Below are 12,938 nucleotides of genomic sequence, written 5' to 3' on the forward strand. Positions count from 1 at the left end.
TTGCCCATGTTCAGCAAGAAAGCCAGAAACATCGTGCTGCTCGGGGCCATTGCGGCCCTGCTGGTGGCCGTCGGCTACTGGAACGTCAGCCCGGAGAGTTTCCTGGAGAAGCCAGTCGCCCAGGTCGACGAAAGCGCCATCGACTACTACGCCATTAACGCCCACAGCGTTCAGTTTCTGCCCGATGGCAGGCTCCAGTACGAAATGACCGCCGACAAAGTCGAACATCTCAAGGCCAGCGAGGTCACGATGTTGACCACGCCGGACTTGCACCTGTACCGCGGCACGGCGTTCCCGTGGCATGTACAAAGCACCCGCGCCGAGGTCAACCCCGACGGCAGCGAGGTCGAGTTGATCGACAATGTGCGGGTTGCCCGCACTGACGAACAGAAGCGTGAGACCATCATCACCAGCTCGCGCATGACCGTGTTCCCGCAGAAGCAATATGCGCAGACCGAGCAAGCCGTTAGAATCGACGGCGCCGGTGGGACGACCACGGGCAAAGGAATGAAAGCGTACCTGAAAGAAGGCAGGATGGACCTGCTCTCTAACGTAAGAGGACAGTATGAGGCTCGTTAAAACCCTCCCCCTTTTGCTCAGCCTGAGCGCAGCACTGGGAAGCGCGAGCGCCCTCGCCCTGCCGAATGACCGTGACCAGCCGATTCGCATCCAGGCCGACAATGCGCACCTGGACGACAAGAAAGGCGTGGCCACCTACACCGGTGACGTGATCATCACCCAGGGCTCGATGATGATCAAAGGCAACACCGTGACCATCACTCGCACGAACGGTGGCGATATCGACGTGGTCACCTCGGTGGGCAACCTGGCCTATTTCGAGCAGCAACAAAGCGCGTCCAAGGCGGACAAGATGAAAGGCTGGGGCGTTACCATCCAGTACCAGGCCCAGAAAGACCTGGTGGTACTTACCGACCGAGCCAAGGTGGAGAACGAAGGCAATACCACCGAAGGCGAGAAAATCGTCTACAACACCCAGACACAAGTGGCCACTGCCGGTCGGGGTGGCAACGTAACCACGCCGCGTCAGCGCATCGACATGGTGATCCAGCCCAAGAAGAAGGCCGAGTAAATGGCAACCCTCAAAGCCCAGCACCTGGCCAAGAGCTACAAGGGTCGCCAGGTTGTGCGAGACGTCAGCCTGTCGATCGACAGCGGTCAGATCGTCGGCCTGCTCGGCCCCAACGGCGCCGGCAAGACCACGTGCTTCTACATGATCGTCGGCCTGGTTCAGGCCGATCAGGGACGCGTGCTGATCGACAGCCTCGATGTCAGCCACCAGCCCATGCACGGTCGCGCCCAGGCCGGTATCGGCTATCTTCCGCAGGAAGCGTCGATCTTTCGCAAGCTGACTGTGGCCGACAACATCAAGGCGATCCTGGAAACCCGCAAGGACCTCGACCGCGAGGGCCAGCGCCAGGCGCTCGAAAGTCTGCTACAGGAATTCCACATCACCCACATTCGCGACAACCTGGGCATGAGCCTGTCCGGTGGTGAGCGCCGACGGGTCGAGATTGCGCGGGCATTGGCAACCGCGCCAAAATTCATTCTGCTCGACGAGCCCTTCGCAGGCGTAGACCCGATTTCGGTCGGCGATATCAAGCAGATCATTCATCACCTCAAGGCCAAGGGCATCGGTGTGCTGATCACGGATCACAACGTGCGTGAAACGCTCGATATCTGTGAAACGGCCTACATCGTCAACGACGGTCGCCTGATCGCCGAGGGCGATGCCCAGACCATCCTGGCCAATGACCTGGTGAAAGAAGTTTACCTGGGGCACGAGTTCAGGCTTTGATCAAGACGCGCGCCTTGGGCACGGACAAAGACGCCCACAAGTTGGGCCAAGTTGTTACAGTGCTCTAGGCAAACGCTACAATTTAAGGCATAAATCTTGCTTGAAATGGCGCCCCGGCGCCCTCGTGTAGTGGAAGGCGCATGTGCGCCGGCGAACAAGGTACAAAGCATCTGCCATGAAACCATCGCTCGTCCTAAAAATGGGCCAGCAACTGACGATGACACCGCAGTTGCAACAGGCCATCCGCCTGCTCCAGCTTTCCACCCTGGACCTTCAGCAGGAAATCCAGGAAGCCCTGGAGTCCAATCCGATGCTCGAGCGCCAGGAAGACGGCGACGACTTCGACAACACCGACCCCATGGCGGATAACGCCGAGAACAAACCCACCATCGACGTTCAGGACAACAGCTTCCAGGAAACCACTGCCAGCGCCGAGAACCTCGAAGACGGCGAGTGGAACGAACGCATTCCCAACGAGCTTCCCGTCGACACCGCCTGGGAAGACATCTACCAGACAAGCGCCAGCAGCCTGCCGAGCAATGACGACGACGAGTGGGATTTCACTACCCGCACGTCGGCTGGGGAGAGCTTGCAAAGCCACCTGCTGTGGCAGTTGAACCTGGCCCCGATGTCCGACACCGACCGGCTCATTGCAGTCACCTTGATCGACAGCATCAACAACCAGGGCTACCTGGAAGACAGCCTGGACGAGATTTGTGCAGGGTTTGACCCCGAGCTCGACATCGAGCTGGACGAAGTCGAGGCAGTGCTGCACCGTATTCAGCAATTCGAACCTGCCGGTGTGGGCGCCCGTACGCTGGGCGAATGCCTGTTGCTGCAACTGCGCCAGCTGCCGGCCAGCACCCCGTGGATGACCGAGGCCATGCGCCTGGTCAGCGACTTCATCGATCTGCTGGGAAGCCGCGACTACAGCCAGCTCATGCGCCGCATGAAACTCAAGGAAGACGAGCTGCGCCAGGTCATCGAACTGGTGCAGAGCCTCAACCCTCGCCCAGGGTCGCAAATCGAGTCCAGCGAACCCGAGTATGTTGTCCCTGATGTGATCGTGCGCAAGGACAGCGAGCGGTGGCTGGTGGAACTGAACCAGGAGGCGGTGCCACGCCTGCGTGTGAACGCGCAATACGCCGGATTCGTACGCCGCGCCGACACCAGTGCCGACAATACCTTCATGCGTAACCAGCTGCAGGAAGCCCGCTGGTTCATCAAGAGCCTGCAAAGTCGCAACGAAACCTTGATGAAGGTGGCTACGCAGATCGTCGAGCACCAGCGCGGCTTCCTGGACCACGGCGACGAGGCGATGAAGCCGCTGGTGCTGCACGACATCGCAGAAGCCGTTGGCATGCATGAATCGACCATTTCCCGGGTCACCACCCAGAAGTACATGCACACCCCCCGTGGCATCTACGAGCTGAAATACTTTTTCTCGAGCCACGTCAGCACCTCCGAGGGCGGTGAATGCTCGTCCACGGCGATCCGCGCGATCATCAAGAAACTGGTTGCGGCGGAAAATCAGAAAAAGCCATTGAGTGACAGCAAGATCGCTGGTTTACTGGAGGCACAAGGCATCCAGGTCGCCCGTCGCACCGTCGCCAAGTACCGCGAGTCCCTGGGTATCGCACCCTCGAGCGAGCGCAAGCGATTGATGTAGCCCCTGAGATGTGCCACCGCGTTTGTGTGGCAGGTGCAACACCTGCCTCTTTGATGCACGGGCAACAAAAGGAGAAGCTGTATGCAAGTCAATATCAGTGGACAGCATGTAGAAGTCACCCAGCCAATGCGCGATTACGTGCTCGAAAAGCTCGCCCGCGTGGAGAGTCACTTCGACAAGATCACTAACGTGCAGGTCATCATGAAAGTCGAGAAGCTGCAGCAGAAGGTCGAAGCGACCTTGCAGATTCCTGGCGGTGAAGTGGTAGCCAACGCCGAACACGAAGACATGTATGCAGCGATCGACGCCTTGGCCGACAAGCTCGACCGCCAACTGAAAAAACACAAGGAAAAACAGCAAAGCCTGCTGCAAGGTGCAGCAGCCCGCTGATCCCCCTCATCCATGATCCGACTTGAAACCATCCTGACCCCCGGCCGTTCCCTCGTGAACGTGCCGGGCGGCAGCAAGAAGCGCGCCCTTGAAAAGGTCGCCACCCTGATTGCCGATCAAGTGCCTGAACTTGAAATGCAAGACGTCTTCGAAAAACTGGTGGCCCGCGAAAAGCTGGGCTCTACCGGTTTCGGTAATGGCATCGCCATTCCCCATTGCCGCCTTGAAGGGTGCTCCTCACCGGTCAGCGCCCTTCTGCACCTCGACGCGCCTATTGATTATGACGCGATCGATGGCGCGCCCGTGGACCTGCTTTTCGTTCTGCTGGTTCCGGTTGCGGCCACCGACGCCCATCTTGAACTGCTGCGCCAGATAGCCAGCATGCTCGATCGCAAGGACGTTCGTGATCGCTTGCGTGCAGCCCAGAGCAGCGAGGCCTTGTTCCAGGTCGTCCTGGACGTGCAGAACGAGCATTGAACATGCGCTTGATCATCGTCAGTGGCCGGTCCGGCTCCGGTAAGAGCACGGCCCTCGATGTCCTTGAAGACAACGGGTTCTACTGCATCGACAACCTGCCCGCCGGGCTGCTGCCGCAGTTGGCGGAAAGCGCGCTGCTCAACACCGAGTTGCCGCAGCCCAAGGTTGCCGTATCGATTGACGCGCGTAACCTGCCAAGCCACTTGTCGCGTTTTCCCGAACTGCTCGAACAGGCGCGTGCCCGTCACATCCAGTGCGATGTGCTGTACCTCGATGCCGACGAAGACACGTTGCTCAAGCGCTTCTCCGAAACCCGCCGGCGCCACCCGTTGACCAATGCCGATCGCTCACTGGCCGAGGCGATTCGCGTCGAACGGGATTTGCTGGGGCCGATCGCCGATCTGGCCGACCTCAAGATCGATACCACCCGCCTGAATCTCTATCAGTTGCGCGACTCGATCAAGCTACGCCTGTTGGACAAGCCAGAGCCGGGTACGGCGTTTCTGGTGGAATCATTCGGCTTCAAGCGGGGTATGCCGGTCGATGCCGACCTGGTGTTCGACGTGCGTTGCCTGCCCAACCCCTACTGGAAGCCAGAGCTGCGCGAGCACTCCGGCCTTGAACAGCCCGTGATTGATTACCTCGCCGCCCAGCCGGACGTCGAAGAGATGTTCACCGACATTTCCAGCTACCTGCTCAAGTGGCTGCCGCGGTTCGCCGCCAGCAACCGTGCCTATGTCACCATCGCCATCGGATGCACTGGCGGCCATCATCGCTCGGTGTACCTCACCGAACGGCTGGGCCAGTTGCTCCAGCAATCTTTGAAAAACGTCCAGGTTCGCCACCGCGACCTCTAGCCCAAGGATCCGCCAGCTCATGCCCGCCCGCGAAATCACCATCATCAACAAACTGGGTCTGCATGCCCGGGCGGCAGCCAAATTCGTCGGGGTTGCCGGTCGCTTTCCCTGCCAGGTCAGGGTGGGTCGTGCACCGGACAAGCTGGTCGATGGCAAGAGCATCATGGGGGTCATGATGCTGGCGGCGGGCAAAGGCACTCAGGTCTACCTGCATACCGAAGGCGAGCAGGACAGTGAAGCCATGGAGGCACTGGTCGAGTTGATCAACAACTATTTCGACGAGGGGGAGTGAACCCTCGGCACGGCCAGCAAGCGTTTCCATCGGCCGTCGCCAAGTGCGCCACCCTCCTCCTTGCGCCCGCAGTCTCACGGGCGCTTCAGGAAAGCGCGGTATCCATCACCATCATCAGGCAGAAACCGAGGCACAGCCCCAGGCTGGCCAGGCGATGGTTACCGTGGCTGCGTGATTCGGGGATGATTTCCTGGGTCACGACCAGCAGCATCGCCCCTGCAGCGCAGGCGAGGCCCAGCGGCAAGAGCAGTTGCGCCACATTCACAAGCCAGGCGCAGATAACGGCCGCCACTGGCTCCACCAGACCGGAGGCGGCGCCGATGAGAAAGGCCTTGAAGCGTGACATGCCTGCGCCGGCAAGTACCAGCGCAATGACCAGCCCCTCCGGTACATCCTGCAAGGCGATGCCCATTGCCAGGCTATCGGCGTCTGCCATGCCCCCGCCCGCTGATACGCCTATGGCCATGCCCTCTGGAATGTTGTGGGCGATGATGGCGAACACGAACAGCCACACGCGCGAGGCGATGACCGGTTCGCCAGAGGTCAGCCCTGAGGGTGAGCCTGCCGAGAGTTTCAAGTCCACCAGATAAAGGCACAGCGCGCCTGTCAGCAGGCCTGCGCTGATGAGGGCGCCGGCTCCCCATGCACCAAAGCCGATTGCCTGAGCGGCCTCCAGCCCAGGCACCAGCAGCGAGAAGGCCGTGGCCGCCAGCATCACGCCAGCACCAAAGCCCAACAGGGTGTCCGCCAGCGCCACGGGCATAGTGCGAATTACCAGTACGGGGACCGCACCCAGGGCCGTCCCCAATGCGCATAGCGCGCCGCCCTCCAACGCCCGCAACATACGTGGGTCCAGGTCGAGCCAGGCAAGTGCGCGCGCCACCAGCAACGCGGTGCCGGCCAGCAGCAACAGGGTGCCAAGCGCCAGCCTGAACAAGCGCACGCTGTTGACGGACATCACTTCGGCGCGCATACCTGCCTGGCTCATTTCATGGCATCGAGGTAGCGGCGGTTCACTTGCGCCCAGTCGATGACGTTGTAGAAAGCGCCAATGTACTCAGGCCGACGGTTCTGATACTTCAGGTAGTACGCGTGCTCCCAGACGTCCAGGCCGAGAATCGGCGTATGGCCGTGCATCAACGGGCTGTCCTGGTTGCCGCTGCTCTCGACCACAAGGGTCTGCTGCGGTGTAACGCTGAGCCAGGCCCAGCCACTGCCGAAGCGGGTCAGAGCGGCCTTGGTGAAGGCTTCCTTGAATGCCTCGAAGCCACCCAATTGTGTCTCGATGGCACGGGCTACCTCGCCCTGGGGTTCACCTCCACCACGGGGGGACATCACCGTCCAGAACAGACTGTGGTTGGCATGTCCGCCGCCATGGTTGATCACGGCGCCTTGCATCTTTTCAGGTAACTGCTCGACCGCCGCCACCAGTTTTTCCACAGGCCAGTCGGCCCATTCGCTGTTCTCGACCGCTGCGTTGAGGCCATTGACGTACGTCTGGTGATGCTTGGTGTGATGGATTTCCATGGTCTGCGCGTCGATGTGCGGTTCCAGCGCATCGTAGGCATAGGGCAGTGCAGGCAATGCATGGGGCATGTCAATGGACTCCGTGGGCAGGTTGAAGTGAACAGGCGCTGTGCCGATTGAGCAGGTGCTCGGTGCGCGGGTACTGGCCATGTTCGGCGATGAAACTCAACAACTCGGTATAGGTGCGGGCGCTGTGGCGCAGTGCTGCATCACGCAGCGCCCGTGGCAGGCACACGTCCTGACTGGCCTGTAATAGCCGTTGGTGCACGGCGCACAGGTAATCGGCGCTTTCATGGGGCTGCTGCAGGCGCAGGTGCAAGTCGGCCAGGTTGTGATGCGCAATCACCAATGAGGCCACGGCTTCATCGGCATCCTGCCAGCGCGTGAACAGCACCTGGGCCAATGCCAGGGCCTGGAGGTAGTGTTCGCGAGCGTCCACCAGCTCACCTTGCGAGAACAGGTGATTGGCGATTTGCGTGATGCGTTTCCAGTGCTGCATGACGAGCCTCCAGGGCCATTTCACCCATCAGATACCACCGGCGGTCAGCTTTTCCGGGTTCAGCAAGGCCTGCAACCGATCACGGGAAAGGTCGGTGTGTTCGAGCGCCACATCAATGATGGGGCGCCCTTGCGCGTAAGCGGCCTTGGCGATTTCGGCTGCCTTGAGGTAACCAATGATCGGGTTCAGCGCCGTGACCAGGATCGGGTTGCGCGCCAGCGCCTCGTTGAGTTTGTGTTCATTGACCTTGAATGTGGCAATGGCCTTGTCTGCCAGTAACCGGCTGGCATTGGCCATCAGTTCGATGCTTTCGAGCAGGTTACGGGCAATGACCGGCAACATGACGTTGAGCTCGAAGTTGCCGGACTGCCCCGCTACCGCGATCGTTGCGTCATTGCCGATAACCTGGGCGGCGACCATGGCGGTGGCTTCAGGAATCACCGGGTTGACCTTTCCAGGCATGATCGAAGAGCCGGGTTGCAAGCCCTGCAGCTCGATTTCACCCAGGCCCGCCAATGGCCCTGAGTTCATCCAGCGCAGGTCGTTGGCGATCTTCATCAGCGCCACCGCCGTGGTCTTGAGCTGGCCGGACAGTGCAACGGCCGTGTCCTGGGAGCCGATTACCGCAAACAGGTTCTGGGCAGGGCGAAACGCTAAGCCAGTCAGCGCGCTGAGGTGACGGGCGAAGCCGGCGGCGAAATCAGGGTGGGCATTGATGCCGGTGCCTACGGCCGTGCCCCCTTGGGCCAAGGCCTGCAGGCTGGGCAAGGTGGCCTCGATATGCGCCTTGGCCCCGGTGACCTGCGCCGCCCAACCATCGAGCACTTGGCTCATGCGCACAGGCATGGCGTCCATCAAGTGCGTGCGGCCTGTCTTGATATACGGACGAACCTGGACCGACTTGGCTTCGATCACCTGCACGAGGTGGCTTAGCGCTGGCAGCAGTTGCTCGTGAAGCGCCAGGGCGGCGCTGACATGAATGGTGGTCGGAATGATGTCATTGCTGCTCTGCCCGCAATTGACGTGATCATTGGGATTGATCGCCTCGCTTGAGCCCCGGCTGGCCAGCGTTGCGATCACTTCGTTGGCGTTCATGTTGGAACTGGTCCCGGAACCGGTCTGGAACACATCGACCGGGAAATGCACGCTGAAGTCTTCTGCCAGCAGTTGCTGTACCGCCGTGACGATCGCCTGGCCTTGCTGCGCGGACAACTGCTCCAGTTCGACGTTGGCGTTGGCCGCCGCTGCCTTGGCCAGCAGCAGCGCGCGTATGAACTGGGCAGGCATGCGCTGGCCACTGATGGGGAAGTTGTCGACCGCACGCTGGGTCTGCGCGCCGTACAGCGCGTCTGCCGGCACGTGCAACTCGCCCATGCTGTCACGCTCGATACGGGTATTGGTCATCATCGGATCCTTGCATCAATTCATCGGGGGAAATCGAGGGCAGCAAACGGCAATTGGCCAGTTGCAGGGCATAGGGCTGCCAGCGTTGGTTCTGCTCCTGCCGGTCGAGGTTGCGCAGGATCAACAGTGGCCGCCAGGCTTGATCCAGGCACTGGCAGCGCCAATGCCAAGGCAGCATGCGGTCGCAGGCGGTATCGAGCAGCAGGCGAAAGGACGTCAATGCCACGGTCCAGGGGGACGTTTGGGTGCAGCACACCAGGTAACGCCTTCCGCCAGGTAATGTTCGATCAGGCGCGGCTCATCGGGCTCGAGGGCACAGCGGATCCGGCGACTGAGCCAGCGCCAGTTTTCGAGATAGGGCAGTTCGCGGAGGGCGGTAGTCATGAACATCATCATCGTGTAGCTGTGAAATGATATTCATTATTAATTGATAAATAGAATCAGTTCAACCGGTAGATGGTATTGAGTATCTGCTGATTGATTTTTTGCCGTTAATAGATAGGACCGCCGCGATGGGCCGCACAGCGGCCCCACGGTCTCAAATGAAAAGGATCAACTGCCAGCAACCATCATCCGCTCGATCAGCACCGAGCCTGTGTGAATGTTGCTACGAGTCTCCAAGTCGCTGCCAATGGCCACGATCTGCTGGAACATGTCCTTCATGTTGCCCGCGATGGTGACTTCCTGGACAGCGTGCTGAATCTCCCCATTCTCGATCCAGAAACCAGCCGCGCCCCGGGAATAGTCCCCTGTCACCATGTTCAGGCCATGCCCCATCAATTCGGTAACCAGCAGGCCGCGCCCCATGCGCCGGATCAATGCCGCCTGGTCGTCGCTGCCATGGGTGACGAACAGGTTGTGCACGCCGCCTGAGTTGGCGGTGCTGGGCAGGCCCAGTTTGCGGCCTGAATAGGTACCGAGCAGGTAGGACACTAATTGGCCCTTGTCCACGAACGGTTTGGCATAGGTCGCCAGGCCATCACCATCGAAGGCTGCGCTGCCCAATGCGCGCGGGATGTGAGGGCGCTCGTCCAAGGTCAGCCAGGCTGGAAACAACTGTTGGCCGAGGGCGCCCTCCAGGAAGGAGGACTTGCGGTACAGGTTCCCACCGGAAACCGCCGACAGGAAGCTGCCGAACAGCCCGCCTGCCAATTCGGCCGAGAACAGTACCGGCACCTCACAGGTCGGCACCGGCCGTGCGCCCAGGCGACTGGCAGCGCGTTGGGCGGCACGGATGCCGATTCTGCGCGGGTCAGCCAGCAGGTGGCCTTGGCGATTGACGTCGTACCAGTAGTCACGCTGCATCTGCCCATCGCCCTCGGCGATCATCACGCAGCTCAGGCTGTGACGCGTGGAGGCGTAGCCACCGACAAAGCCGTTGCTGTTGCCATACACCCTGCACCCCTGGTGGGTGTTGAGCGAGGTGCCATCGGCATTGAGAATCCGAGGATCAGCGTCGAAGGCCGCAGCTTCGCATGCCAAGGCCATTTCAATGGCCTTCTCCGGCTCCAGGTTCCAGTCGTGATAAAGGTCGAGGTCCGGGATATCGCGGGCCATCAGGGCGGCGTCGGCAAGCCCGGCGCATTCGTCCTCGGAGGTGTGCTTGGCAATGGCCAGCGCGGCTGCAACGGTTTCGCGAATGGCATCCGGACCACTGGCCGAGGTGCTGGCCGAGCCTTTGCGCTGCCCCACGTACAGGGTGATGCCAAAGCCCTGGTCACGGTTGAATTCTACCGTCTCGACCTCGCGCTGGCGAACCGTGGTGGACAGGCCCTGCTCCAGCGACACCGCCACCTCGCAGGCGCTGGCGCCCTGGCGGCGGGCCTCGGCAATGATCGCTTCGACCTGCTCTTGCAAGGCTGGCAGATCGTTCGGGCCGATACTCTGGACTGCACTCATGGTTTTCTCCACTCAGAATTCTGCGTTCGGCAAGGGCCATTCAACGGCCGGGCCGGACAAGCGGCCCCCGACTGGTTATCATGGCGGCGATCTTTAGCGGACTGCCACCATGGTTGATTCAAACGACGACGCCTTCGACGGCGAAAAAAGCAAAACCCAGATCAAGCGCGAACTGCATGCGCTGGTCGAACTCGGCGAGCGGCTCACCACCCTCAAGGCCGATACCCTGGCGCGCCTGCCCTTGACCGATGAACTGCGCAAGGCATTGGCCGAAGCCAGCAAGCACACCGCACATGGGGCTCGCAAACGCCACATGTCGTTCGTCGGCAAGCTGATGCGTGTCCAGGACCTGGACGCCATTCATGCTCTGCTGGAACAGATGGACAGCTCCACTCGCCAGTACAACGAGCGTTTCCACGGTCTTGAACGCTGGCGTGATCGGTTGATCGACGGCAACGACGAGGACCTCGAACGGTTCGTCAACGAATACCCGGAGACCGACCGCCAGCAGTTGCGCTCGCTGGTGCGCCATGCCCAGCACGAGAAGGCCAGGAACAAACCCCCTGCCGCTTCGCGCAAGGTGTTCAAGTACATTCGCGATCTGGACGAGCTGCAGCGCGGGCTGCGCTGATCGCGGCGGGGCCGCCATGCGGCCCCAGCCGACCCTCACGCCCCGGTACCGCCCACCGTGATCGCATCGAGTTTCAAGGTCGGTTGGCCTACTCCGACCGGCACGGACTGCCCGTCCTTGCCACATGTGCCTACCCCACTGTCGAGCGACAGGTCGTTGCCGACCATCGACACACGGCTCATCGCCTCCGGGCCATTGCCAATCAAGGTCGCGCCTTTGACCGGTGCGGTGATCTTGCCATCCTCGATCAGGTAGGCCTCGCTGGTCGAGAACACGAACTTGCCGCTGGTGATGTCCACCTGCCCGCCACCTAAATTCGCGCAGTAGATGCCCTTCTTCACCGAAGCGATGATTTCCTGTGGGTCACTCTCACCGGCTCGCATGTAGGTGTTGGTCATGCGCGGCATCGGCAAGTGGGCATAGGATTCCCGCCGACCGTTGCCCGTCACCGCCATGCCCATCAGGCGCGCGTTGAGCTTGTCCTGCATGTACCCCTTGAGCACGCCGTTTTCGATCAGGGTGGTGCACTCGGTCGGCGTCCCCTCGTCGTCCACGCTCAAGGACCCACGGCGCCCTTCCAGGGTGCCATCATCGACGATGGTGCAGAGGCTGGACGCGACCTTCTGGCCTATCCGGCCGCTGAATGCCGAACTGCCCTTGCGGTTGAAATCGCCTTCCAGGCCATGGCCGACCGCCTCGTGCAGCAGCACGCCGGACCAGCCAGGCCCCAACACCACGGGCAAGGTGCCGGCAGGCGCGGCAACGGCTTCCAGGTTCACCAACGCCTGGCGCAGTGCTTCGCGGGCATAGCCCATTACTCGCTCCTCAGTGAAGAAGCGATAGTCGGTGCGCCCGCCGCCGCCCTGCCCGCCGCGTTCGCGACGGCCGTTCTGCTCGACGATGACACTGACGTTGAAGCGCACCAGGGGCCGCACGTCGGCCGCCAGGCTGCCGTCGGCGGCCGCGACCAGAATTCGCTCCCAGACGCCCGCCATGCTGACGCTGACCTGCTGGATACGCGGGTCCAGCGCGCGGGTGGCGGCATCGACACGCTTGAGCAGCTCGACCTTCTCGGCACGGCTGAGCACGTCCAATGGGTTATCCGCCGGGTAGAGCGTGGTCACGTCCTGGGCACGAAACGCCTGGACCGTGCCGTTCTGCCCGGCACGGGAAATCGACCGCGCGGCGCGCGCGGCAGAGGTCAAGGCTTCGAGGTTGATGGCATTGCTGTAGGCGAAACCGGTTTTTTCGCCGGCCTGGGCACGAACACCGACCCCCTGGTCGAGGTTGAAGCTGCCCTCTTTGACAATCCCATCCTCCAGCGCCCAGGTTTCCGAAATCTGGCCCTGGAAATACAGGTCGGCGGCGTCGATGCCAGGGCCGGCCAATTCACCCAGCACACTTTGCAGGCTGTCCAGGGTCAAGCCGCCTGGGGTCAGGAGCTGCTCGCTGACGGTGGATAACATCTGGCTCATAG

The 12,938-nt window shown here is 61.4% G+C and carries 15 protein-coding genes and 1 pseudogene; 9 read left to right on the forward strand and 7 right to left on the reverse strand.

The genetic code is table 11. The annotated features are described in order from the left end of the window. Positions 1-6 precede the first annotated feature (6 nt). The 8 genes from lptC to CWR53_RS17960 all read left to right on the forward strand — a co-directional run bounded on the left by lptC (position 7) and on the right by CWR53_RS17960 (position 5,501). Positions 7-579: an LPS export ABC transporter periplasmic protein LptC gene (gene lptC / locus CWR53_RS17925; protein WP_028687057.1), complete on the forward strand. Its 573-nt coding sequence runs from the start codon at positions 7-9 to the stop codon at positions 577-579. Continuing rightward, the gene (lptA, locus tag CWR53_RS17930; protein WP_023533341.1) at positions 566-1,090 is read left to right on the forward strand and encodes a lipopolysaccharide transport periplasmic protein LptA; all 525 of its coding nucleotides are present in this window, start codon (positions 566-568) and stop codon (positions 1,088-1,090) included. The genes lptC and lptA overlap by 14 nt, the downstream gene beginning before the upstream one ends. Further along, on the forward strand, positions 1,091-1,816 hold the full coding sequence (gene lptB / locus CWR53_RS17935; RefSeq protein ID WP_058604413.1) for an LPS export ABC transporter ATP-binding protein: 726 nt from the start codon (positions 1,091-1,093) through the stop codon (positions 1,814-1,816). A gap of 175 nt (positions 1,817-1,991) precedes the next feature. Then, complete coding sequence (locus CWR53_RS17940; RefSeq protein ID WP_058604412.1) at positions 1,992-3,485, forward strand: RNA polymerase factor sigma-54; 1,494 nt, start codon at positions 1,992-1,994, stop codon at positions 3,483-3,485. Positions 3,486-3,566: 81 nt separating this feature from the next. Further along, the gene (gene hpf, locus CWR53_RS17945) at positions 3,567-3,875 is read left to right on the forward strand and encodes a ribosome hibernation-promoting factor, HPF/YfiA family (RefSeq protein ID WP_058604411.1); all 309 of its coding nucleotides are present in this window, start codon (positions 3,567-3,569) and stop codon (positions 3,873-3,875) included. Positions 3,876-3,887: 12 nt separating this feature from the next. Next, the gene (gene ptsN, locus CWR53_RS17950) at positions 3,888-4,352 is read left to right on the forward strand and encodes a PTS IIA-like nitrogen regulatory protein PtsN (RefSeq protein WP_027913742.1); all 465 of its coding nucleotides are present in this window, start codon (positions 3,888-3,890) and stop codon (positions 4,350-4,352) included. Positions 4,353-4,354: 2 nt separating this feature from the next. Further along, positions 4,355-5,209, forward strand: a complete 855-nt coding sequence (gene rapZ / locus CWR53_RS17955) for an RNase adapter RapZ (protein ID WP_023533444.1) — start codon at positions 4,355-4,357, stop codon at positions 5,207-5,209. A gap of 19 nt (positions 5,210-5,228) precedes the next feature. Further along, complete coding sequence (locus tag CWR53_RS17960) at positions 5,229-5,501, forward strand: HPr family phosphocarrier protein (RefSeq protein ID WP_058637501.1); 273 nt, start codon at positions 5,229-5,231, stop codon at positions 5,499-5,501. Positions 5,502-5,586: 85 nt separating this feature from the next. On the opposite strand, the gene CWR53_RS17965 is transcribed toward CWR53_RS17960, so the two are convergent. The 6 genes and pseudogenes from CWR53_RS17965 to pmbA all read right to left on the reverse strand — a co-directional run bounded on the left by CWR53_RS17965 (position 5,587) and on the right by pmbA (position 10,830). Beyond that, positions 5,587-6,474, reverse strand: coding sequence for a ZIP family metal transporter (locus tag CWR53_RS17965; RefSeq protein WP_100852172.1), 888 nt, complete (start codon positions 6,472-6,474; stop codon positions 5,587-5,589). Positions 6,475-6,485: 11 nt separating this feature from the next. After that, a complete protein-coding gene (locus CWR53_RS17970; protein WP_100852173.1) occupies positions 6,486-7,097 on the reverse strand; it encodes a superoxide dismutase in 612 nt (203 codons plus the stop codon). A gap of 1 nt (position 7,098) precedes the next feature. Next, the gene (locus CWR53_RS17975; protein WP_100852174.1) at positions 7,099-7,527 is read right to left on the reverse strand and encodes a hypothetical protein; all 429 of its coding nucleotides are present in this window, start codon (positions 7,525-7,527) and stop codon (positions 7,099-7,101) included. A 27-nt stretch (positions 7,528-7,554) separates the two neighbouring features. Then, complete coding sequence (locus tag CWR53_RS17980) at positions 7,555-8,931, reverse strand: lyase family protein (RefSeq protein ID WP_058604407.1); 1,377 nt, start codon at positions 8,929-8,931, stop codon at positions 7,555-7,557. Next, a pseudogene (locus tag CWR53_RS17985) lies at positions 8,906-9,324 on the reverse strand (FagA protein). Before CWR53_RS17985 ends, CWR53_RS17980 begins: the two are co-directional and overlap by 26 nt. 159 nt (positions 9,325-9,483) lie before the next feature. Next, positions 9,484-10,830, reverse strand: a complete 1,347-nt coding sequence (gene pmbA, locus CWR53_RS17990) for a metalloprotease PmbA (RefSeq protein WP_058604406.1) — start codon at positions 10,828-10,830, stop codon at positions 9,484-9,486. A gap of 109 nt (positions 10,831-10,939) precedes the next feature. Between pmbA and yjgA the strand changes: the two genes are divergently transcribed. Continuing rightward, positions 10,940-11,461, forward strand: a complete 522-nt coding sequence (yjgA, locus tag CWR53_RS17995) for a ribosome biogenesis factor YjgA (protein ID WP_023533376.1) — start codon at positions 10,940-10,942, stop codon at positions 11,459-11,461. Positions 11,462-11,496: 35 nt separating this feature from the next. Here yjgA and tldD read toward each other — a convergent pair whose 3' ends face one another. Then, positions 11,497-12,936, reverse strand: a complete 1,440-nt coding sequence (gene tldD / locus CWR53_RS18000) for a metalloprotease TldD (protein ID WP_058604405.1) — start codon at positions 12,934-12,936, stop codon at positions 11,497-11,499. Positions 12,937-12,938: the final 2 nt, after the last annotated feature.

Origin of the sequence: Pseudomonas sp. SGAir0191 (assembly GCF_002812565.2) — a bacterium.
GTDB classification, from domain to species: Bacteria; Pseudomonadota; Gammaproteobacteria; order Pseudomonadales; family Pseudomonadaceae; genus Aquipseudomonas; species Aquipseudomonas parafulva_B.

Coding starts and splice junctions, on each gene's coding strand:
- lptC (WP_028687057.1), top strand. CDS start 7: ATGTTCAGCAAGAAAGCCAGAAACATCGTGCTGCTCGGGGCCATTGCG.
- lptA (WP_023533341.1), top strand. CDS start 566: ATGAGGCTCGTTAAAACCCTCCCCCTTTTGCTCAGCCTGAGCGCAGCA.
- lptB (WP_058604413.1), top strand. CDS start 1,091: ATGGCAACCCTCAAAGCCCAGCACCTGGCCAAGAGCTACAAGGGTCGC.
- CWR53_RS17940 (WP_058604412.1), top strand. CDS start 1,992: ATGAAACCATCGCTCGTCCTAAAAATGGGCCAGCAACTGACGATGACA.
- hpf (WP_058604411.1), top strand. CDS start 3,567: ATGCAAGTCAATATCAGTGGACAGCATGTAGAAGTCACCCAGCCAATG.
- ptsN (WP_027913742.1), top strand. CDS start 3,888: ATGATCCGACTTGAAACCATCCTGACCCCCGGCCGTTCCCTCGTGAAC.
- rapZ (WP_023533444.1), top strand. CDS start 4,355: ATGCGCTTGATCATCGTCAGTGGCCGGTCCGGCTCCGGTAAGAGCACG.
- CWR53_RS17960 (WP_058637501.1), top strand. CDS start 5,229: ATGCCCGCCCGCGAAATCACCATCATCAACAAACTGGGTCTGCATGCC.
- CWR53_RS17965 (WP_100852172.1), bottom strand. CDS start 6,474: ATGCGCGCCGAAGTGATGTCCGTCAACAGCGTGCGCTTGTTCAGGCTG.
- CWR53_RS17970 (WP_100852173.1), bottom strand. CDS start 7,097: ATGCCCCATGCATTGCCTGCACTGCCCTATGCCTACGATGCGCTGGAA.
- CWR53_RS17975 (WP_100852174.1), bottom strand. CDS start 7,527: ATGCAGCACTGGAAACGCATCACGCAAATCGCCAATCACCTGTTCTCG.
- CWR53_RS17980 (WP_058604407.1), bottom strand. CDS start 8,931: ATGACCAATACCCGTATCGAGCGTGACAGCATGGGCGAGTTGCACGTG.
- pmbA (WP_058604406.1), bottom strand. CDS start 10,830: ATGAGTGCAGTCCAGAGTATCGGCCCGAACGATCTGCCAGCCTTGCAA.
- yjgA (WP_023533376.1), top strand. CDS start 10,940: ATGGTTGATTCAAACGACGACGCCTTCGACGGCGAAAAAAGCAAAACC.
- tldD (WP_058604405.1), bottom strand. CDS start 12,936: ATGAGCCAGATGTTATCCACCGTCAGCGAGCAGCTCCTGACCCCAGGC.